The sequence below is a fragment of the Vibrio coralliilyticus ATCC BAA-450 genome (assembly GCF_000176135.1).
GTDB lineage: Bacteria > Pseudomonadota > Gammaproteobacteria > Enterobacterales > Vibrionaceae > Vibrio > Vibrio coralliilyticus.
On record NZ_ACZN01000018.1, the window covers coordinates 534742 to 555595 of the forward strand.

At 45.4% G+C, this 20854-nt stretch carries 17 protein-coding genes and 2 pseudogenes; 10 read left to right on the plus strand and 9 right to left on the minus strand.

The annotated features are described in order from the left end of the window. Positions 1-12 precede the first annotated feature (12 nt). From VIC_RS21785 to VIC_RS21800, 4 genes and pseudogenes are all read left to right on the plus strand, one after another. A pseudogene (locus tag VIC_RS21785) lies at positions 13-671 on the plus strand (response regulator transcription factor). Further along, on the plus strand, positions 661-2004 hold the full coding sequence (locus tag VIC_RS21790) for an ATP-binding protein (RefSeq protein ID WP_006962525.1): 1344 nt from the start codon (positions 661-663) through the stop codon (positions 2002-2004). Before VIC_RS21785 ends, VIC_RS21790 begins: the two are co-directional and overlap by 11 nt. A 259-nt stretch (positions 2005-2263) precedes the next feature. Further along, positions 2264-3007 (plus strand): DUF481 domain-containing protein, encoded by a 744-nt coding sequence (locus tag VIC_RS21795; protein ID WP_031342848.1) that lies wholly within the window; start codon positions 2264-2266, stop codon positions 3005-3007. Between the two features lie 99 nt (positions 3008-3106). After that, complete coding sequence (locus VIC_RS21800; RefSeq protein ID WP_006962527.1) at positions 3107-3910, plus strand: N-acetylmuramoyl-L-alanine amidase-like domain-containing protein; 804 nt, start codon at positions 3107-3109, stop codon at positions 3908-3910. A 50-nt stretch (positions 3911-3960) separates the two neighbouring features. Here VIC_RS21800 and VIC_RS21805 read toward each other — a convergent pair whose 3' ends face one another. From VIC_RS21805 to VIC_RS21840, 8 genes are all read right to left on the minus strand, one after another. Continuing rightward, positions 3961-4413, minus strand: coding sequence for a hypothetical protein (locus VIC_RS21805; RefSeq protein WP_006962528.1), 453 nt, complete (start codon positions 4411-4413; stop codon positions 3961-3963). Further along, positions 4406-5095, minus strand: a complete 690-nt coding sequence (locus tag VIC_RS21810; RefSeq protein ID WP_006962529.1) for a winged helix-turn-helix domain-containing protein — start codon at positions 5093-5095, stop codon at positions 4406-4408. The genes VIC_RS21805 and VIC_RS21810 overlap by 8 nt, the downstream gene beginning before the upstream one ends. A gap of 3 nt (positions 5096-5098) precedes the next feature. Then, positions 5099-8167 (minus strand): efflux RND transporter permease subunit, encoded by a 3069-nt coding sequence (locus VIC_RS21815; protein ID WP_006962530.1) that lies wholly within the window; start codon positions 8165-8167, stop codon positions 5099-5101. Then, entirely contained in the window at positions 8154-9356 is a 1203-nt protein-coding gene (locus tag VIC_RS21820; RefSeq protein ID WP_006962531.1) for an efflux RND transporter periplasmic adaptor subunit, read from the minus strand. The genes VIC_RS21815 and VIC_RS21820 overlap by 14 nt, the downstream gene beginning before the upstream one ends. 191 nt (positions 9357-9547) lie before the next feature. Then, complete coding sequence (locus VIC_RS21825; protein WP_006962532.1) at positions 9548-9997, minus strand: hypothetical protein; 450 nt, start codon at positions 9995-9997, stop codon at positions 9548-9550. Next, positions 9990-10649, minus strand: coding sequence for a winged helix-turn-helix domain-containing protein (locus VIC_RS21830; RefSeq protein ID WP_039952500.1), 660 nt, complete (start codon positions 10647-10649; stop codon positions 9990-9992). The genes VIC_RS21825 and VIC_RS21830 overlap by 8 nt, the downstream gene beginning before the upstream one ends. A 109-nt stretch (positions 10650-10758) precedes the next feature. Beyond that, the gene (locus VIC_RS21835; protein ID WP_006962534.1) at positions 10759-12033 is read right to left on the minus strand and encodes an LssY C-terminal domain-containing protein; all 1275 of its coding nucleotides are present in this window, start codon (positions 12031-12033) and stop codon (positions 10759-10761) included. Positions 12034-12051: 18 nt separating this feature from the next. Continuing rightward, on the minus strand, positions 12052-12780 hold the full coding sequence (locus VIC_RS21840) for a glycosyltransferase family 2 protein (protein WP_006962535.1): 729 nt from the start codon (positions 12778-12780) through the stop codon (positions 12052-12054). 343 nt (positions 12781-13123) lie between these two features. On the opposite strand from VIC_RS21840, the gene rplY reads away from it, so the two are divergent. The 5 genes and pseudogenes from rplY (at position 13124) to VIC_RS21865 (ending at position 18763) form a co-directional block, all read left to right on the plus strand. Then, the gene (gene rplY / locus VIC_RS21845) at positions 13124-13402 is read left to right on the plus strand and encodes a 50S ribosomal protein L25 (RefSeq protein WP_006962536.1); all 279 of its coding nucleotides are present in this window, start codon (positions 13124-13126) and stop codon (positions 13400-13402) included. Between the two features lie 382 nt (positions 13403-13784). Then, positions 13785-14513, plus strand: coding sequence for a GntR family transcriptional regulator (locus tag VIC_RS21850; protein ID WP_006962537.1), 729 nt, complete (start codon positions 13785-13787; stop codon positions 14511-14513). A gap of 207 nt (positions 14514-14720) precedes the next feature. Next, positions 14721-16085, plus strand: a complete 1365-nt coding sequence (locus VIC_RS21855) for a PTS transporter subunit EIIC (RefSeq protein WP_006962538.1) — start codon at positions 14721-14723, stop codon at positions 16083-16085. 44 nt (positions 16086-16129) lie between these two features. After that, the gene (locus tag VIC_RS21860; RefSeq protein ID WP_006962539.1) at positions 16130-17566 is read left to right on the plus strand and encodes a sucrose-6-phosphate hydrolase; all 1437 of its coding nucleotides are present in this window, start codon (positions 16130-16132) and stop codon (positions 17564-17566) included. Positions 17567-17645: 79 nt separating this feature from the next. Beyond that, positions 17646-18763: pseudogene (locus VIC_RS21865) on the plus strand (carbohydrate porin). 202 nt (positions 18764-18965) lie between these two features. Here the strand turns inward: VIC_RS21865 and VIC_RS21870 are convergent. Then, positions 18966-19865: a LysR family transcriptional regulator gene (locus tag VIC_RS21870; protein ID WP_006962540.1), complete on the minus strand. Its 900-nt coding sequence runs from the start codon at positions 19863-19865 to the stop codon at positions 18966-18968. Between the two features lie 107 nt (positions 19866-19972). Here VIC_RS21870 and accD point away from each other — a divergent pair, with 107 nt between their 5' ends. Continuing rightward, complete coding sequence (gene accD / locus VIC_RS21875) at positions 19973-20839, plus strand: acetyl-CoA carboxylase, carboxyltransferase subunit beta (protein WP_006962541.1); 867 nt, start codon at positions 19973-19975, stop codon at positions 20837-20839. Positions 20840-20854: the final 15 nt, after the last annotated feature.

A 20854-nucleotide genomic window follows, 5' to 3' on the forward strand; every position in this document is an offset into this window, starting at 1 on the left:
AAGAAGAACGTCATGAAAATACTTGTAGTGGAAGATGAACCTCGCCTTGGGGAACAAATCATAGAAGCCCTTGAACAGAATGGTTGGGTACCTGAACTGTCAGCAGATGGCATTGATGCACTCTATCGTGCGACGTCCGAGAATGGGATGCTATTGTACTCGACCTTGGCCTGCCAAAGCTTGATGGTTTGACCGTCCTAAAAGGTATCCGAGATGAAAACATCAACACGCCCGTCATTATTCTGAGCGCGCGTGATACCCTGACTCAACGCGTTGAAGGCCTTAATGCAGGTGCAGACGACTACCAGACCAAACCGTTCGAAATGGTTGAACTGATCGCACGAATTCGCGCCCAGCTTCGCCGCGCATCAGGTAACGCGTCTCCTGTGATGCAAGTGGGAAGCCTAAGCTTAGACACCCGCTCTTCTAAAGTCATGTGGCAAGGCCAAGCAATTGACCTAACCGCACTAGAATATAAAGTCGTTGCTTACTTCATGCATAACCCAGAAAAGGTAATCTCGCGAACCGAGTTGGTAGAACACATCTACAAGCAAGACTTTGACCGCGACTCCAACACCATCGAAGTATTTATCGGGCGTATACGCAAGAAAATCGCACCTAAAGTGATCAAAACCGTCCGAGGACTGGGATACCAGCTTAATGCCGAATAAAAAAGCGCATTTACTTAAAAAGCTCAGCCTTAAAAGCCGCCTCGTTCTGGCGGCGGTTGTTTGGCTGACCGCGATGATCATCGCCGCCGGTGTCATGGTCCCTTCTCAGGTGTACGTCTACATGGAAGATGATGCCAAGGCACAATTGGCAACTTACATGGACGAGATTGCCGCGACAATTGAAGCGGACGAGAAAGGCAATGTGACCATCGGCACTCCCCTTTCGGACCCGCGCTTCAACCGCCCCTACAGTGGCCTATACTGGTCCGCCAAAACGGATAAAGATTTACTACGTTCTCGTTCTCTCTGGGACAAAGCACTGACCAAAAAAGGCGATCATGATCTGTTGGGTGCGCGAGATGAAAAACTCATCTATATCGAATCGACACTCTATTACCCTGATTACGATGGCCCTATCGAAGTCACTATTGGTATTGACGAGCAACCGATAGAAGATACAGTACGAAGCTTGATGGGCCAACTTTGGGTCATACTTGCGCTACTTTACCTTGGCGTCCTGACACTCATTGTTATTCAGGTACAGTGGTCTCTGAGCCCATTGTCCAAGATGCACAAAGAGCTCTCTCAACTTCGTTCAGGTAAGAAGACCCAGCTCGAAGAAGATTATCCACGCGAAGTCGCGCCTGTCGTATCGGATTTGAATGCTCTTGTTTTCCACTATCAGGAGCTGTTAGAACGTGCTCGTCACCATGCGGGTAATTTGTCTCATGCACTAAAGACTCCTCTTTCTGTGTTAAAGAATGAAATTGCCAACCAAGACCAACAAACCAAGCAACAACTGCAACCTTCGCTCGATCAAATTCAAAGCCAGATAGATTACCACTTAGGCCGCGCCCGAATGGCGGGTTCTAAGAACATCCTTTCTGTGAAATCCTGCCCGTCTGAGCGTGTTGATGCAATCTCTATGGCTTTTGATAAAGTCTATGCGGAACGCGATATCACACTGATCAACGAGCTCGACTCTGACTTGGTCACTGCAGTCGAAGAAACTGACCTTGACGAAATGGTCGGTAATATTTTGGAAAATGCTTATAAATGGTCTGACAGCATCATCCGTGTTCATGCTACTGCCAATAGCGAAGACGCCGAAACCATCGACATCATCATTGAAGATGACGGCCAAGGCATCCCCGAAGAGAAGCTCAAACAAGTTATTAAACGTGGTGTACGTTTAGATGAGACAACTCCGGGCACAGGGCTAGGCTTGAATATTGTCAGTGAAATGGCCCACAGTTATCGGGGTAAGTTAACGTTAGATCGCAGTTCGATGGGCGGGCTAAAAGCCATTCTATCGATGAAAACCACTCACTAACAAACTCTCAGCAAAACACTACAAACAAAGCAGGCATTTTTGCCTGCTTTTCTATTTTCAATTTCAGCTAAAGCGCTTCATTAAACTTCATTCAATCTTCTTGACTCAGTAACAATACTGTCCAGAACACCAACGAACTTCCTTTGACAACATTTGAGAAGGCTAAAGCTAAGTCAATCATGATTTATGATGATTCAGTTAACATTTGCGGACATGCAAACATAATGAGCAAACATTGTACAAAGTCCGCTTTATTCAAATGAAAACAAAATCAATGATTGCTCTGGCTGTCGCTCTGGCTACGAGTGCAGCACACGCAGAGGAAGAAGAGACACTTCCTCAAGACCCTTTTTCGGCTCAGACAAAATTGGGCTTTATCTACACCGAAAACACCAGTTCATCGCTGTCTTACAATACCGCGTTGATTTTAGGCTATAGCAAAGACCAATGGGAACACAAAGGTGGTTTTGAAAGCTACTATACGGACGCCGACAACGCCGACGATGGTGCCAACCGCTACACTATTAATGCTGGGTCAACCTATGACTATACTGAAACCAGCTTCTTAAGAGCTGCTACTCGTTTTGAGAACGACCTATACGGCACGTATCGCAAACAATGGGTCTTAATGAGTGGCCTCGGTTTCTATTTGCATAATACCGATACAGCCAAACTGTCTGTGTCACTCGGTCCGGGTTACCGAATCTCTGAACGTCAACCAACCGATAGTGAATTCCCCTCCCTACGCAACTACGAAGTCATTGCGACCTCAACATTGGATGGCTCTGTATCGTTTTCAGAAACATTTTCTGTTGGCGCAGTTATGGACGTAGCACACGGTGAAGAGAATACTCACTACAACACCAAAGCATACGTAAAGAACATCCTGATGGGCAGTTTGGCGCTGGTTTTCGATGTGGAATACATCTACAACACCACCGTCGCTGACGATCAATCTAATGATGAAATCTACTCGACGATGAGTCTTAGTTACGATTTTTAAGGTTATTTCATTTATTAATTAGCTTTGCGGTCAGGTAGGTTTGAGTTAGGAAACAACGTCAAAACTCATAAAAGCAAGAGGCTACACAAGGATGATTGTATGAAAAAAGCCCTCGTAGTGTTGTCAATTACTGCCACCACCATTGCCGGTGGCAACCTTTTCTCCAGTTACTTGCGAATGGAGAAGGACAAACTCGTAGATGAACAAGAGATTCTGACAACGATTCAGAACGACAACCAACTCAGCACACCTGATCGCATCGTTCAAACCTCCGGTATGTTTATCGGAGTCGACTATGAAGCAAATACGCTTACTTCCATCAATTCAGATAAAGAAGTGCTGGTTAAAAACTTCAACCACGTCGATTGCTTTACTCTGCTCGACTACGTTACTTCCCTCGCCTTTTCCGACTCCTTCGGCCAGTTCGATAAGAATCTTAAGCTAGCGCGCTACTTATACGGTAACGTAGACTTTCTCATGCGCCGCCATTTCTTTTCTGATTGGTTGGAAAACAGCCCATTTAATGTTCAAGACATTACGCTTAATCTTGATAGTCGAGCGGTCACGACCGTTAAGCACATTAATCAAAAAACACCTGAAGGTGAACGTTGGATCCCTTCTGTTCCGATTAAAGACAAGAACATCAGTTTTATCCCACGAGAATTTGTCGATGATTCTTTAATTAAAGAACTGAAAAGCGGTGACTTAATCGGTATATACAGCCATAAACGCGGACTAGACGTCTCTCATACAGGTATCTTCGTCGAAAATGGTGACAAACCCATTTTCCGCCATGCCTCCTCTATCGAAGGTAAAGTCGTCGACACGCCAATGCTGGAATATCTGAAAAGCAAACCCGGTATCATCGTTTATCGGTTCTCCACCAGCACTTCTTCAAGTTAAAGAAACGGCAACTTAACAAGTTGCCGTTTTTGTCTGCGATTAACGCCGATTTAGTATGTCATATGCAATATGACTTTATGCCCCACAAGTGCCGCATTGTTTTCACCCAACTTGGCCACTTTCATGTGACCGTCAAAGGAACCAGGTCTGACGAACAGTTGCTCGATAATACCCTTACGTAACGGTTCTATATCTAGCGGTTGATGTTCTTCCATCGCAAAAAACACACCATCACTATCAAGCTCGTATCGGCCTGAACCGGTATATCCAACACGACTTTTAGGCAATACCGCGTAAACGTCGTAGCTGCTGTTCTCTTTAAGAGTCAGTTCAATTCTCATTGGTAGCGTGGTAGCAAAATCATCATCCGGATCAGTGGATGACACATGTGCTACTGTGTGGCTGATCATATGACGGTTAAGCTGGTTGTCATCAATGTACGAAACCGCAGCCCCGACAGCAACGCCCGCAATAAGCGGAACAATGGCTAATAACTTATTCACAACTGATGACTCCACTATTTGAACTGAAACTCAAAGAGCGACCTTGGCCGTCCACTAATAACGTTAGTTCGCCAAAATCGTATAAAGTCGAGTTCTGGTAATGCACCTTCGCTCCGTTGTTTTCCGGCGTAAACCAGCAAGAGGCAAACTCTTGCTGCTCAAAAGATGCATAAGCCAATGGTGAGCTCGAATTTTCGATGATTGAGTAGCTGGCGACTGCGCCGATAACAAATAATCCAGTTGCAACAAGCTGGGAGCGGTACTTCACCAAACGACTGCGTAGCGTCTCTTTGGGTTCCTGAGGGACAGGTATTTCCACCACCTCAGGAACGACTGCTTCAACTTGCTCGACTTCGTTTGCTGGCTGATAGGCATCTACCCGACCCACAAATTCATAGCCAGTACCACGAACCGTGCGGATGATTTCACCAGCGCGATCTTCCAGCGCTCGGCGACAGTTGGAGATACAGTGCAATAAACTACTGCTCTCTACTACGATGCCACGCTTTAGCCACACTTCATGCATCAATTCGTGCTTTGTCAGTGTTTCACCAGTGCGCTCGATCATATAGTTCAGTAGCGCAATCTCATTGATTCCTATCGGATGACGAACATTACTTCCCTGACTGTGAATATAACCTTGCTCAACATCGAGAATATGGCTTTCATTAATCAGTAACATGTTTTACCCCTCAACAAGCTGCTTACGCAATACGCTTTTTTCGCGAAGCTTTGCTACTGCAACATAAGCCATTGGTACAAAGAACAGCGAGAAGAAAGTACCAATCGTCAAACCGCCGACCAGAACCAGACCAATGTTTACTCGACCTAACGAACCCGGACCTTCTGCCAGAGCAAGAGGTAGTGAACCGATGATCATCGTCAGAGACGTCATCAGGATAGGACGTAGACGAGAGCGTGCACTCATCAACGCCGCTTCCATCACTTCCACACCTTCCTTACGCTTAAGATTGGCAAATTCCACCATCAGGATGCCGTGCTTGGTCACCAAACCAACCAGAGTCAGCAAACCAATCTTAGAGTACAAGTTCAGGCTTTGACCAAAGACGCTTAACGTCAGTATCGCACCTACCAGACACAGAGGAACGGTGATCAGAATAACCAATGGGTCTACAAAGCTCTCAAACTGAGCAGCAAGGATCAGGAAGATAAAGATCAGCGCCAGACCAAACAGCATCTGCATACCCGCTGATGACTCGTTAAGCTCTTTAATCACGCCATCGTATTCGTAGCTTTGCCCCGCTTTCAGTAACTCAGGAAGCTTCTCATCGAGGAATGCTTGAACATCATCCGCGCTGTAACCTGGTACCAAGTCTGCAGTAATCTCTGCAGCGTCTTTACCGCCATAGGTTTTAATATTTGATTCTGCCGTCACAGGCTTAATCGATACGAACTGAGACAGTGGCAACCTTTGACCAGATTCAGAGCTAACGTATAACTTATCTAGAACTTTAAAGTCACCTAACGCTTGGCGGTTTACCTGTACCTGAATTGGGTAGGTAAATCCGTCATCTGCTTGCAGATCGGCAGCCTTCACAGAGCCTAAGAAAGTAGAAATTGCATTGGTTACGTTGCCGTAATCAACGCCCGACAATACAATCGCATTGCGGTCAATCGACATATCAAATCGTAGCTGGTCACGGTGCGTTGAGTTATCAACGTTCGACAGACCTGGATAATCCTCAAGTAACTCAACGACTTTCGCTGCAGTATCAGACAGCTCGTCTAGGTCACGGTTAACGGTTGTCACTTGAAGAATCAGATTGTCTGCTACATCAAGGTTGTCAGCAGAACGTACAGAGAAAGACGTCGTATACGCCGAGATAGTTTCCTTCGCTTTAGCAATCATCTCATTGATGATTTCATCGGCGCTCTTATTACGTTCTTCCCATGGCTTCAACAACACGTGATTAGTCGGTGCAGTTTCAATGTAAGCAAGATTAGCTTCAATCTCTTTGTTACCTTCAAACACTGCGTTGATTTGGTCAGCGTTATCCAAGTCGTATAGACGACCAGCACCAGCAGGGCCATGAGAAGTCACTTCAATGAAACCAGTATCTTCTGTAGGCAGAAGAACTTTTGGCATAAACCATACAGCAACAACAGACAAAATAGTAAGCACTGCAGTACCCGCTAAAACCTGGCGTGGACGCTTGAACCATGCATTCAGGTACACCATATACTTGTCAGTCATGGCGTTCAGTTTGGTTTCCACCCACTGGAACCACTTTGGTGACGTTGTCACTGATTTCAACATGTAGGCACTCATCATCGGAGACAGGGTTAATGCTACGAATCCTGAGATGATGACTGATGCTGCTAGCGTAAAGGCAAACTGTTGGAACAGATCCGCCGTCAAACCTGACATCAAACCAATCGGCAAGTACACCACAGCCAGCGTTAAGGTCATTGCGATGACAGGGAAAACAACCTCTTTACAGCTCTTAAGTGCTGCTTCAAATGGTGAAAGACCTTCTTCAATATGTCGGTAGCAGTTTTCCACCACAACGATAGCATCATCAACCACCAGACCAATCGCAAGAATAATAGCCAAAATAGTCAACACGTTGATGCTAAAGCCTAGCATTGCCATTACACCAAACACGCCGATCACACAGACAGGAATAGTTATGAGAGGAATCGCTGCAACGCGCAGTGAACCTAAGAACAAAACTACAATTGCCGATACCAGAACAATCGCTTCAACCAACGTCATAAACCCTTGGTCAATTGCTTCTTCGATAAAGTCAGCCTGATTGTAGACCATCTTCATCTCAACATTGTCCGGTACTTCCATGGTTTCCATGGCCGCTTTTACGCGGTTCGCAACCGTAACCGGGTTCTCAGATTTAAGTGGTAACACCTGAAGAGACATCGCCATATCGCCATCAACATGAAGCATGCTTGGCTCAAGGCTCTCCTCACCCATTTGAACGTCAGCCACATCATTAACACGAACGATGTTGCCATTATCGACACGGATAACGAGGTCACGCACATCTTCAATAGACGTTACCTGATTGACAGGGTTGATTGAGAAGTCACGAACTTCACCTTTAATCGTACCTGCAGTAAACGTCGCATTGTAAGTGCTCAGCGTACCTACTACGTCAGAAGCACTGACATTCAGAGCCGCCATACGCTCAGGTTGCAACCAAACACGAATAGCACGGTTGGAACCACCATATGGCCCCCACACACCACCAACACCCAGTACGTTTTTGAACTGAGGAGCAATCTGCTGACTGATGAAGTCAAACAGCTCTTGCTTCTTCATCTCACCACGGTTAACGAATGTGATAATGTTACTTGGCATTGCCGTGTCAGAAGAGTCATCCGTTACTGTCGGTTTGTCTGTCATCGCTGGCGGGAAATCAGAGATACCATCCACCTTGCTGCGCAGATTGTTCATCAGGCTTGCGTACTCAACCTCACTGACCCCATCTTCAAATTGGATCTTGAGAGAACAGCTGCCTTCCTGACAATCCGTTGTCATCGTTTTGATCTTATCGAGACCTGTGACTGCAGTGATGAGTTCTTCTGCCACATTTTGTGACATAAACTCAGCACTCGCCCCGGTAATTGAAGCGCTTACTGTAGCCGATGCAGTCTGGCGCTCAGGAAAATATTGAATCGCAAGTTTTTGGTAGGAGACTATCCCCAGTAGAACAATCGCAATGCTCAGCACTGAGGCGAGCACTGGATGTTTAATACATATTTCAGGCAGCTTCATTCGTTACCTCCGCTGGCTTTTCGTTTGCCGGCTCAGCTACCTTTTTTTCTTCTTTTTCTACTTCGGTCGGAAGTTCAGCGGCAGGTTTCTCTGCCTCCGCTTCTTTGACTGGCTGAGCAGGTAAAGTGCGTGACGGCAAAGTCACTGGTGATTTAGTGTTTTGAACAGATACAGGAGCCTCGTGATTGAGGTTTTGTCGGCCTGTTACAACAACGGTTTCGCCTAGCTTGAGACCAGATTCAATCGTCACGTAACCATTATTGGTGTTTTCACCAAGCTCGACTGGACGCTTGATCGCTTTGTTGTCTTCAACGACCCAAACGAAACGCTGGTCTCCGTCAGCGCCAATAGACGTCTGAGAAACCACTAGATGTGAGTTTGCCTCACCAATCGTTTGAGAAACCTTGGCGAACATACCCGGAACTAGAGCATTTTCTGGGTTATCAAAATGCGCGTGAATTTCTACACGGCCAGAACTTTCATCAACAAGTGGAGCGATATAGTTTACCTTGCCAGTGAACGTCTGGTCTTGGTATGCATCGACGGTTAGAGAGACTGCCTGGCCTAGCTTCGCTTTGCCGACTTCTGACTGGCTGATTGAGTAATGTACTTCAACCGGATCAAGTTTAATCAGGCTAACCAAGGCCGTTGCTGCTTCAACACGACTACCAACAGAATGAGTAAAGTTAGTCAGTTGACCGTCAAATGGTGCAATCAACTGGTAGTTCTGCATGTCGGTTTTCTTTTGACGGAAGTCTGCACGCGCAAGGTTCGCTTGTTGTTTAAGCTCTTCTACATCCTGAGCAGACATGGAATCTGGTTGTTTCTTTAGCAATGCCAACACACGGTCTAGCTTAGACTCAGCTAATGCCAATGAGCTCTCAGCTTTATCGAGTTCAGCTTTAGCTTGGTCATCATCAAGTTGAGCAATTAGCTCGCCTTTCTTAACCACATCACCATCGCTGAATTTTAGCGACTTAAGTTTTTCACCAGCACTGAACGTCAGCGCGGCAGAATCTGTTGCTTTAATTTTGCCAACTTCGTTAAGTGAAGCTGCACTTGATTGCTCGGCAACCACTTCGACGGTTACCGGAGTCGCAGGAACTTGATCTTCTGCTATCACGTTAACGGCATAAACGGAGCTAGCAGTGCATAAAATAGACAGCGGCAGAGCCTTAGAATTTTTCATGATTTGTCTCTAATTGATGAAACTTGCCGCTTGTTATACCTAAGATTTTCCTTGCTAAGTTAGGGCTTTGTCAGGTGGATGATATTTAATCATGAACCATTATTAAAAAACCTCAAAGCCATGTTTTTAAAAGAAAAAACGCACAAAAAAAGCCAGCATCTAAATGCTGGCTTTTGCACTATTTTTGAACATTATTGTTCAGCAGTGACAAACAGGTAGGAGTATCTTGGTGCAACCAGAATCGTTTGCTCCTTACCGATACGAATGACTTTCAACTCTTCCATTGAATGCATTCCTCGTTGACTGAACATAGTCTCCATAATGTTCAACTTTTTACCCTCTGGCACAACTTGCTCAGCGGAGATTGGCATCAGAGACAAACCATATGAGTCAAAGTCATAATGCCCTGTGGTATTAAACCCAACCAGATTCCCAGTCAAGAAATACAGTTCGTATTGGCCAGAACGTTTCAGGTTCAGTGACGCACGCATTTTAACCAGCTCACTACCTTCTCGCTTGGGTATAACTATTTGCGTATGACTTTCAAAGTTCTGATTCATGGTCGGTGAGTTGACGTAAGCTGCCACTCCACCAATCGCTAAACCCGCTAACACGCTGGTGATCGTCATCGTCTTATTCACAAATCACCTCCACTTCTTCAGGTAGGTAACTGACTGACGTTCCATCCTGATCAACCAAGATCACCTGATTACCGGTCTGGAAAGCACGGACATTAGCCAATGTAACAGGCTCGTCTGTCTGAACCGTGCACCCTAAGTAACGGGTTTCAGTATAGTCAGCTTCAACCCAAGGCGTACGTAGAGTAGAAACAAGCAGATATCCCGCCAAAGCGCTCAGGCTAAACATAACCAGATAGCGCGCATTGCGCTTTTTCAATACCGTTGAAGATACATCGGAGAGAACTTCGCTTTCCGCCGAAGAAGATAAAACAGAGTTGTCAGCTAAAGCCTCTGGTTCGTAATCCCTGACTTCACCGTTAAATTGATAACCAACACCACGAATCGTACTGATGATTTCGCTGTTTTTATCTTGAAGTGCTTTTCGGCAGCTTGATACACAGTGCAGCAAGCTACTCTCTTCAACAATAACGCCTTTTTTATGCCAGACCTGTTCCAAAAGTTCTGATTTAGAGAGGGGCTTATGGGGGTGCTCAATCATGTATTGAAGTAGTGCAACTTCGTTACCACCAAGCATAGTTTTCTGACCGGAATCAGCGTCTTCCACTGAACCAGCAAGCAAGTTGAGAATATGATTATTATTAATTATCAGCATCGTAATAGACTGAATATAGGTACTTTCTATACCTTAACCATATCTTAAAACTTATAAAAAAGAAAAACTCAACCGATTAAGACTGAGTTTTCGTTAGGCTTTTTGTTATCTAGCTTCCAGTCTGAGGGATTATTGTTTCTTGAATGACCAATATCTGACCGTCAGTAAAATAGTCATGTTGGCCATCAATCGCGGTAGGTACAGATAGCGGCTGAAAGGCGATTGCTTGCTGCGGCAATATCGACTTTACCTGTTGGGCAAGTTTATCCCGCTCTTTATCCACATTTGGATCAATGCTGTGCAGTACAGTGAAAATGCCCGAATAGGCAGTGAATTTTAATCCGTTGTCATAGCTTATTGCACCGAGCCAAATCGTCTGATGACTTTGTGGGTCCACTCCTCCTTTCCACCAGCGAATGTGGCTTCGCTGAACCAAATCTCCGGGAAGCTGGAATGCCAAATTTTGAGGGGTTTGGTTCCAAAATAAATCAGACACTGGCGGAGTCTGGTTATTAATCAAATCTAAATATACGGATGGGTCAATGTCATGACGTGAAAATGTGTGATTCTCAATCCAGCCAAGCTGCAACATCAACTCACGTGGTGAGTCGCCAAAATAGAGCACGTTGATAGCCTGTGCATCGAATACCGATGATTTCCCTGGGTACGCTTTGAACTTCAGCGCAGTGGGTGCAATTTTTGGAGCCGGCCCTGTCTGCTCAACAAAGTCATCGGACATATGGAAAAAGTGCGTGTAGTTGGCGTACAGCATCGCACCCAGCAGAAACAACGAGAATTTAGGCAACATCAAACGCCACTTTAAGCGTTTACCAATAAACAGAAAAACCAGACTGGCAGCAACGGCAATGAGGCTGGCTTGGTGCTCAACAATGACGGCTTTGACTTCAGCGAACATTGGAAATTTATCGATGCCATAAGCGAGCAGATAGCCCCACATCACAAACTGGCCTACCCCCAGCACCAGCCCAATAGAAGAAAAAACGCTAAATCGCACCCAGGTAATCTTATTGGTGCCCGCAATAAACGGCACAACCCATGCTACAGGCCCAAGTAGGCGAGCAAACGCTAATACCGCGTTACCTCGCTTTGCCATTAGATGACGACATCGGGCTATCGGGCGTCTGGTCTTAGGCTGCCACTTAATCAATTTTTTCTGAGCAGGCACGCCTACTTTTCGCCCAATGAAATAGCTCGCCTGATCGCCAAGAAAGCCACCAAGCAGTACCGCGAAGACGCCAGTAATAACCCCTTGATGCAACTGATAACCCGCTGCGATCAGAAAAGGCTCTCCCGGCACAAATAGATTGGCGCCTATTAACGCATCCAGTAAGGCCCCAACAAACAGGCTAGCTCCTTCAAACATAACCAAAGTCCCTGAGTATTACTGCTCTTTATAGTGGCCGAACTTGTAATCCATTTCGTTATTGCGCATTTCACCAAAGAAGAAACGACGAACATTGGCTTTAAAGTAAGTCATACCCATTTTGAAAATACCATCTTGATCTAAGCGGCGAGGATCAAAGCCAAACGTCAGATTCAAGAAGCGGAACCGCCATGTTTTGCTGGCACGCTTCACATAGTCACAGTCTTCACACAAAACGATTTGCTCATCAAAGCCATTCAGTTGTTCATGCACGCGTTTGGTCGAGAAAATACACGCCCCAACCGCGGTGGGAAAAATAAACTGCGTCGTAAACAGACCTAAATTAAACAAACCATAACCTAGCTTGTGTACCACAGGCAGATCTTTGGCGCCCATATACACACCCGCAACCTCAAGCTGCTTTTCTTCTAACTGACTGACTGCGTTAGCTAAGAAGTTCGGCGCTAGTTGAACGTCTGCATCAAGAAACAACAAACGCTCATGCTTTGCCATAGACGCGCCTATATTGCGCCCTAGGCTCACACCGCGTGTATCCATTTTGTGCACGGTTAATGCAGGCAAAGATGCTTCATATGCGCTCGCCACTTCTCTTGTCGCGTCTTCGCTGTCTGAGTCGACAAGAATCACTTCAAAGTCACGATGCGTCTGCTTGCTCAAATCTTCCATCAAACGCCCAATGCGCTTTTCTTCATTCAAGGTAATGACAACAATACTTACTGGTCCCATATCCAACTCCTCAATCAATCTATCATTCACGATATGAACAATACCGTGGTGAGACTTAATCACGCGTGAGAAGAATGTTCAGATTCGGTTCATATTGACCGCTTGTTTAGGTGTAAAAATGTAAGTATCTTGTGCCTGCCTCAAACAACGGTAAGCGACTGAAAATATTTACTCAAAAGATAGCCAGTTAAACGGGTTTTCTATTGCGGGAAAATCGAGAGAGTGATAGTATCCGCGCTCGCTTGAAGAGTTACTACCAATTACTCGAAAGCGTTTACCACATTCACGCGAGGTCGCATCGCAGAATGTGACGTTATTTTTTTCATATTTGAGAGTAAATACTATGAAATTTGAAGCAGTAGTACGTACTGAACTAGGTAAAGGTGCGAGCCGCCGCCTACGTCACGCTGGTCAATTCCCTGCTATCGTTTACGGTGGTGAGGCTGCGCCAGTATCTATCGTTCTTAACCACGACGACGTTGTTAACCAAATGGACAAGCCTGAGTTCTACGAAGGCATCGTTCTAGTGATCGACGGCGCTGAAGTTAAAGTTAAGCCACAAGACGTTCAACGTCACGCTTACAAGCCAAAAGTTGAGCACATGGACTTCATCCGCATCTAATTCCCTACCAAGGAATTAAATCGGATTACATCCAGCCTTTTGCATAAAGAATATCGGCCTTACCAACCGAGACTTCTAAAAATTCGAAACCCCGATGCTACCAACATCGGGGTTTCACCGTTTTTGGCCCCTCACAATCTCACATTTCCAATTTAGTAGCCATGTCTTTGTCATCGTAAAGCAAACTCAGCGTGGTACCGCTAGGAAATGCCCCCTTACCAAGGCACCTCTGAGTCAGAACAATTTTGATTTAAATATACTTTCTTCAGGTAATCTACCCACTGTTTGTTAGGATACACGTCATTTTCTCTCACCGGGTAGACTTGGTATTCCCTCGTACCTTAAGTAAGATGCCCCTACCCCCCTTAGTTTTTATGGAATTATGACTGAGTTATTTGAGCAAAAAAATTTGCAACCGTTGTACATTCAAGTCGCGGGAGAGTTAAAGCGCGAGATTGATAAAGGCACTTATCCAGCAGGCAGTAAGCTACCGTCTGAGAATCAGTTGGTGGAGCTGTTGAAAGTCAGCCGTGTTACGGTGCGTAAAGCGTTGCAACAGCTCAATGATGGCGGTTATATCTTTTCCGAAAAGGGCAAAGGCAGCTTTGTTAAATCCAATAAGCTGCGTCATGACTTCTTATCTATGTCTGGATTGGCGCAAGAGGCAGCTGGTGCGGGTCTAGAAGCGACCAATATTGTCGATGCCTTTGAGGTGCAGCCTGCAGACGAGCTTGTCGCTCAAAAACTCAATATCGCTGTTGGTGAGCCCGTTAATTTTGCTCGTCGTTTAAGACTGGTTAACGACCAAGTCGTCTCATTTGAAGAGTTCTACATCCCTCGAGTACTACTTCCCAACCTAACAAAAGACGATCTCAAGGGATCAAAGTTCGAATATTTGAGTCGTCACGGTATTGAGATGGTCAAGACGCAACAGAAACTGTTACCCGCGTTGCCCGACGTGACAGTTCAGCAATTTTTGGATGTTGGAGAGCTTGATCCCATCTTGATCAACCACTCTCAGAACTTCTATGAAGAGCAGAAAATATACGAATACTCAACGGTTTATTATAAATCTAGTCTGTATGACTTTGAGATAACCGCACGAGTTTAGAGAATGTCGAATAGCCCACGTTTGTGGGCTATTTTTTTATCTATAGGTTTTTGAAGGTAAGCAATCTTATGCATTTCAGGTAAACAACAAGTGTGACGAATAACAAAAAACGACAACCAAAAATACAACCTGTATCCTACCTGTATTATCATAAATACAAGTTAAATACAGGTTGTTATTTCTTTGCACTCTTTGGAGACGAAATTTATGGCGCGAGATGCGAGAGTTGTAGCGGATAGAGTCATGTCCTTACTGGGAGGTGAGGGCAATATCGTACAACTGAATCACTGTGCAACACGATTGCGTGTTGTGGCCAAGGATGATGAAAAAGTCAACGCTGAAGGACTCAGCGCAACGGAAGGCGTACACGGGTACTTTTTCCAAAATGGTCAGCACCAGGTGATCTTGGGTACAGGCTTTGTGGGTAAGGTTTTTGCCATCATGAAAGGCAATGAAGCCATTGAAGAAACGCCAGAAGCAGAAGAGAAAAATGACAAAGTAAGCACCTTCCAAACGTTAACTCGTACTTTTTCTGACATCTTCGTCGCCATTATTCCAGCCCTAGTTGCCACTGGTTTGCTAATGGGGCTGCGTGGATTGTTAGTCAACGGATTCGGGATTGAGCTCTCTCCACAGCTCAATACGCTGTCTCAAGTTTTAACCGACACAGCCTTCATCTTTATTCCAGTATTAGTGACTTGGTCGGCGATGCGCGTATTTGGTGGTAATCCAGTGCTCGGTATTGTTTTGGGCTTGATGCTGGTGGCTCCGCAACTAGCTAGTAAATGGGATGTCGCTTTCGGTAACGCAGAAGCGATGATGATTCCGTTTATGGGCTTTGAGATTGCGGTAACTGGTTTACAGAGTTCAATTCTTCCAGCGGTGTTTATGGGTTGGTTCGCTGCTCTAGTTGAGCGTAAATCACGCCAATACATCCCTGAAGTATTGGACCTCATTCTGACGCCATTTATCACTCTATTGGTCTCTTTGATTGCAGGTTTGGTGTTCGTTGGTCCAATCCTACTCGGAATTGAGAAGCTGATTACCGAAGCCGTGCTCTACTTCTTACAAATCCCATACGGCATTGGTGGCTTGATTTACGGCGGCGCAATTCAATTCATGGCGGTAACAGGTATGCACCACACCATCGTGCCTATCACGATCGCGATGGTGACAGACACAGGCTTTGACTACATCAACCCATTGGGTACCGCTGCAATCGCTGGCCAGTTTGGAGCGGCAATGGCAGTGATGTCGATGCAGACAGACAAGGTTAAACGCACGGGAATGTTTGGTGCCGCACTGCCAGCTCTATTTGGCATTACTGAGCCAGCCATGTTCGCGATTACCTTACCTCGCGTAAAACCTTTCTTATACGGCTGTGTTGGTGGTGCGCTAGGTGGCTGTTTGGGCGCAATTGCGGGTATCGGCTCAGCGGGTACGGGCGCAACCATGCTACCGGGTGTCCTACTTTATCTTGGCGGCGGTCTAGGAATGTATGTTCTTGTGATGCTAGTCGGCGCAGCCTCTGCTTTCGCGCTAACAAAGCTACTTTACAAAGAGCCTAAATAATTTTTCACCACTAATTTGAGTGAATAGCATTTTCTGGAGTTGTTATGGATTTTTCTAATCGTCAAAACCGCTTTGTCCGAATTCATGAGGTGAGTGAGGAATATTTGGCAGACATTAAATATAGAACGCAAACAGACCCGTTTTATCCGAGTTATCACATCGCACCAAAACACGGGTTACTGAATGACCCAAATGGTTTGAGTTACTTCAATGGTGAACACCACATTTTCTATCAGTGGTTTCCACTTGGCCCAGTACATGGTTTGAAGCACTGGTACCACGTATCGACCAAAGATTTCGTGAACTTTACTGACCGCGGTATCGCGATGTACCCAGACCAAGATTACGATCATCATGGTTGTTATACCGGTGTTGGTGTACCACACGATGACCAGCTGTACATTTTCTACACAGCGAACTTGAAAAAGGAGAATGACCAACGTCATCCGACCCAAGTTCTCGCGATTATGGACAAGCAAGGTAACGTGGAAAAGAAAGGTATCGTAGTTGACTTCGATCCGAGTGCGTATACCGCAGAGATTCGTGACCCAGTGTTGGTGTGTCGTGACAACGAGTATCACATGCTTATTGGCGCTCAAGGTCATAACGAAAAGGGTACTCTCGCTTACTACCGCGGTAGCGATATTGATGACTACCATCACCAAGGTGATATCGATGTGGGGCTAGAAGATTTTGGCTACATGTGGGAGTGTCCGAACTACTATGAGACGGATGAAAATGGGGTTTATATCTTCTCACCACAGGGCGTGAGCTCAGAGAATAAATATGACCTTAAAAACGTATTTTCTGTGGTTTATATGGTGGGTGAGCCTATTGATTTTGAATCGAAAGTATTTAAAAACCAAGGCTATCGAGAGCTAGACAAAGGCTTTGATTTCTATGCACCACAAACGTATCTCGATAACCAACAACGTCGCATTCTTATTGGTTGGTTAGGTAACTCAAAGAGCGACTATCCGACGGATAAAAACGGCTGGGCGCATATGCTCACGCTACCACGTGAGTTGATCATCGATGGCGACTACCTAATTCAAAAACCATTGAAAGAGCTTGAAGCACTGCGCCAAAGTTCGATTGATGTCGAGGACTCTGAAGCTCTAGAGCTAACGTCACGAGCATTCGAGTTGGAGTTGAATGTAAATGAGTCTTTCACTTTGACTCTGGCTAACCAGAAAGGTGAGCAGATGGTGTTCCGAGGCGATCAAGATGAGTTAATTCTAGACCGTACTCAAGTCTCTCACCTACATGCAGAAGCATACGGCACGGTTCGCTATGCTCATCGTCTAGAGCAAGCGCAAACCATTCGCGTCTTTGTCGATAACTCAGCGATTGAAATTTTTGCTGACAACGGCAAGACAGTGTTCACCTCTCGAATCTTCATCGATGAGTTGTCTCTAGTCTCTCTCAATCAGGCAAGTGGCACACTGCATTACATGTCTGCGATACAGGCTACTCGCTAGCCACCAGTAAATTATTCCAAAACAAAAAATAAGGCCCTCGTCGGGGAGGGCCTCTTATTGCCAAAATATAGGGTTTAACATGAAAAATACATTAAAAATGTCGCTTGCTGCGGCTGCAGTAATGGCCGCAACGACAGCAAACGCTGGAATCAGCATTGTTGATACTGAAGAAGGCAACTTCTCTGTTGGTGGTAACGTGGAGCTGAACTTCAACTACCAAGATCGTGAATCACACATTAGTGACGACAGTGAGTTTAACCAAGACGGCCGCGTTCTAATTGAGTTTGCAGGCGAAAAATACACAAGTAAGGGACACTATGTAGGTGTGAAAGCGCAGCCGCTGTTTGAGAGCACAGGCAATATTGCATTGGATGATGCGTACTTTGAGTTTGGTAAAAAAGATGGCTGGGCAATTAAAGCGGGGCGATTTGAAGCTTACGACATGTTCCCTGTTGGCCTTGATGTATTCCTAGAATACTCAGGTGATACAGCGAATGATCTGTATTCAGATGGAGCTGCATATTCATACCAAGCAAAAGAAGCCCGTGGCCGTGGCGCTGACGGACAAATCATGTATAGCCAAACATTTGGTGATCTCTACATTGAAGTTGGCGCTATGCTTGGTGATCGTTCTAATTTGTTCGATGACGGCCTTGACGGCAAGTACCACGGTAAAGAGATCGAATCGAGCAAAGATTCCTTTCTAGTTCGCCCAGTTGTCGCTTACCAAATGGGTGATTTCAAGGTAGCCGCTTCGGTTGAAACCAACCTCGTTTCTAACGCAGTTGTCGCTGATGGTGTGGATATCTCAGATCGTACAGGTTATGGCTTAACAGGTAACTGGACGAGCGGTGATTGGACTGTAATGCCAACGTTGCGTATTTGGATGCCGTTGACGAAAACAATTTATCAGCCGGTGTTAATGCACTGTGGAATAACTTTGGATTGGGTTACATTCACTCGACAAATGAGTATAAAAATAAAGAGTTTTCTTCGTGGGCTGAAGGCGACGTAAATGTATCAACATGGTATGCATCATACGCTTTCCGTGATGTACTGGAGGTACAAGATTTTTCGATTCTTCTAGGTACATACTACACAACCGTCGACAACAAGTTGGATCAGCAGTCGGACGCATCTGCGTTTGCTGAAGAAGATGATTTCGGTGCTCGTGTACGTCTGTTCTACGAATTCTAATTTAACGTCGTTACGAGAGGCAAAATGATATGAACAAGGTTTGGCGGACTGAAGGTGTGTCCCCCTGCCCTTCATAGTCTCTCAGCTTGGGAACGCCAATGTTTGGATAACCTATGATTTGCGGGGTTCCCTTGCTTACACTCATGACCAGATTACTTTCAGCCAGCCAAATTCTAATACTTCATGCGAATTAGAACGCTGTTCAGCTGCCAAAATTCGCATGTTGCTTAATATGCTCAATGAACATAGGAATCTTATTGGCTACGTGTTTTCTTGATGCGTAAAAGGCATAAAGAACCAAGTCATCGGGTTGGTACTCCATTTCTATGATCTTTAAAGCACCTGAGTTGATTTCAGCTTGGCACGTTTCAATTGGCAGTATCGCAAGCCCTAACCCAGATATCGCGCCCGTTTTCGCCAGATGACCACTGTTGACCTTAAACGAAGATCGTACTTTCTGAGTACTAAGTTCGCCGCTATCTTTTTTGAAAACCCACGGAGCTCCGTTTATTGCGGTCAGGCTGCTGATGCATGGAATGTGTTGTAAATCAGTCGTCTGAAAAGGTGCCGGGTACCGCTCTAGCAGTTTAGGAGAACCGACAACAACACTCGGCCAGCGCTTAATCTCTCTCGCAACCAGATTTGAATCTTCAAGACGTCCGCGATGGAATTTCAAGATAATATCAAACCCATCGAACAAATCTTCTTTAGGGCTGATGCTCGTATCACAGCACAATGAGATGGATGGGTATTGTTCGCAAAAGCTGACCACGGCATTCGCTAATGGCGGTGAGTCTGGCATCAATACCCTAAGCTGCCCAACAGCTTCTTGAGAGTGGCGAGTGACCTCTTCAAGTGCATCGTTCAATTTGCTCATTAACGGCTGCGTCAGCAAATATAGGTGTTCTCCCGCGTTTGTCGGAGCTATTTTTCGAGTCGTCCTATCAAATAGTCGTGTATCAAGTCGCTCTTCGAGCATACTGATGTGGCGACTGACGTTGGAAGTTGGCAACTGGAGAAACTCGGATGCACGTTTAAAGCTCATGTTTTCATATACAGAGTGAAAACTTGTCAGCCATTGCTGTTCAATTTTCTCAAGCACGATCGATTATCCCATTAAATTGGATTTACTAACTCATTAATCACACTTTATTGCCTAATTTGGGTTTATACAATGCATGAACTGGATTAAACAACTAAAGGTGACTCATGAGTTGGCTTGAAAAGCTAATACATAAAAAGAATATTGTCCGTGCTGGAAAATCAGAAATACCGCAAGGCTTATGGAAAACATGCCCTCAGTGCAATCAAGTTCTTTACTACAAAACGCTGGAAATTCACTTGGACGTCTGCCCTCACTGTAATCACCACATGAGAATGAAAGCACGCTGTCGGCTTGATCGCTTCTTAGATGCAGGGGAAAAGGTTGAAATTGCGAGTCATCATGAACCACGAGATACGCTGGGCTTTAAAGACCAAAAACGATACAAAGACCGTATTGCTTTGGCTCAAAAAGAGTCAGGCGAAAAAGATGCGTTAATCGCAATGAAAGGTGAGCTTATGGGCCTACCTGTTGTAGCCTGCGCCTTTGAGTTTTCATTTATGGCCGGCTCGATGGGTTCCGTGGTGGGTGCTCGGTTTGTTCAAGCTGTTAACACTGCGATAGAGAACAACTGCGGTTTGGTTTGCTTTTCGGCTTGTGGCGGCGCTCGGATGCAAGAGTCCTTGATGGCGTTAATGCAAATGGCTAAAACCAGTGCAGCATTGAAACAACTCTCAATTGCTAAATTACCCTACATTTCAATACTCACTGACCAAACTTATGGTGGTGTCTCCGCAAGCTTAGCGATGCTTGGAGACATTAATATTGGCGAACCAAAGGCAAGAGTCGGCTTTGCTGGGCGTCGTGTAATCGAACAAACCGTACGTGAGACATTGCCCGAAGATTTCCAGCAAAGTGAGTTTCTTTTGGATCATGGAGCAATCGATATGATTATCGATAGACGTGATATGAAGAAACGAGTAGCAAGACTACTATCTATGCTGACAAATACACCACTTACTATGGATGAATAACGGCCATTCAACTGG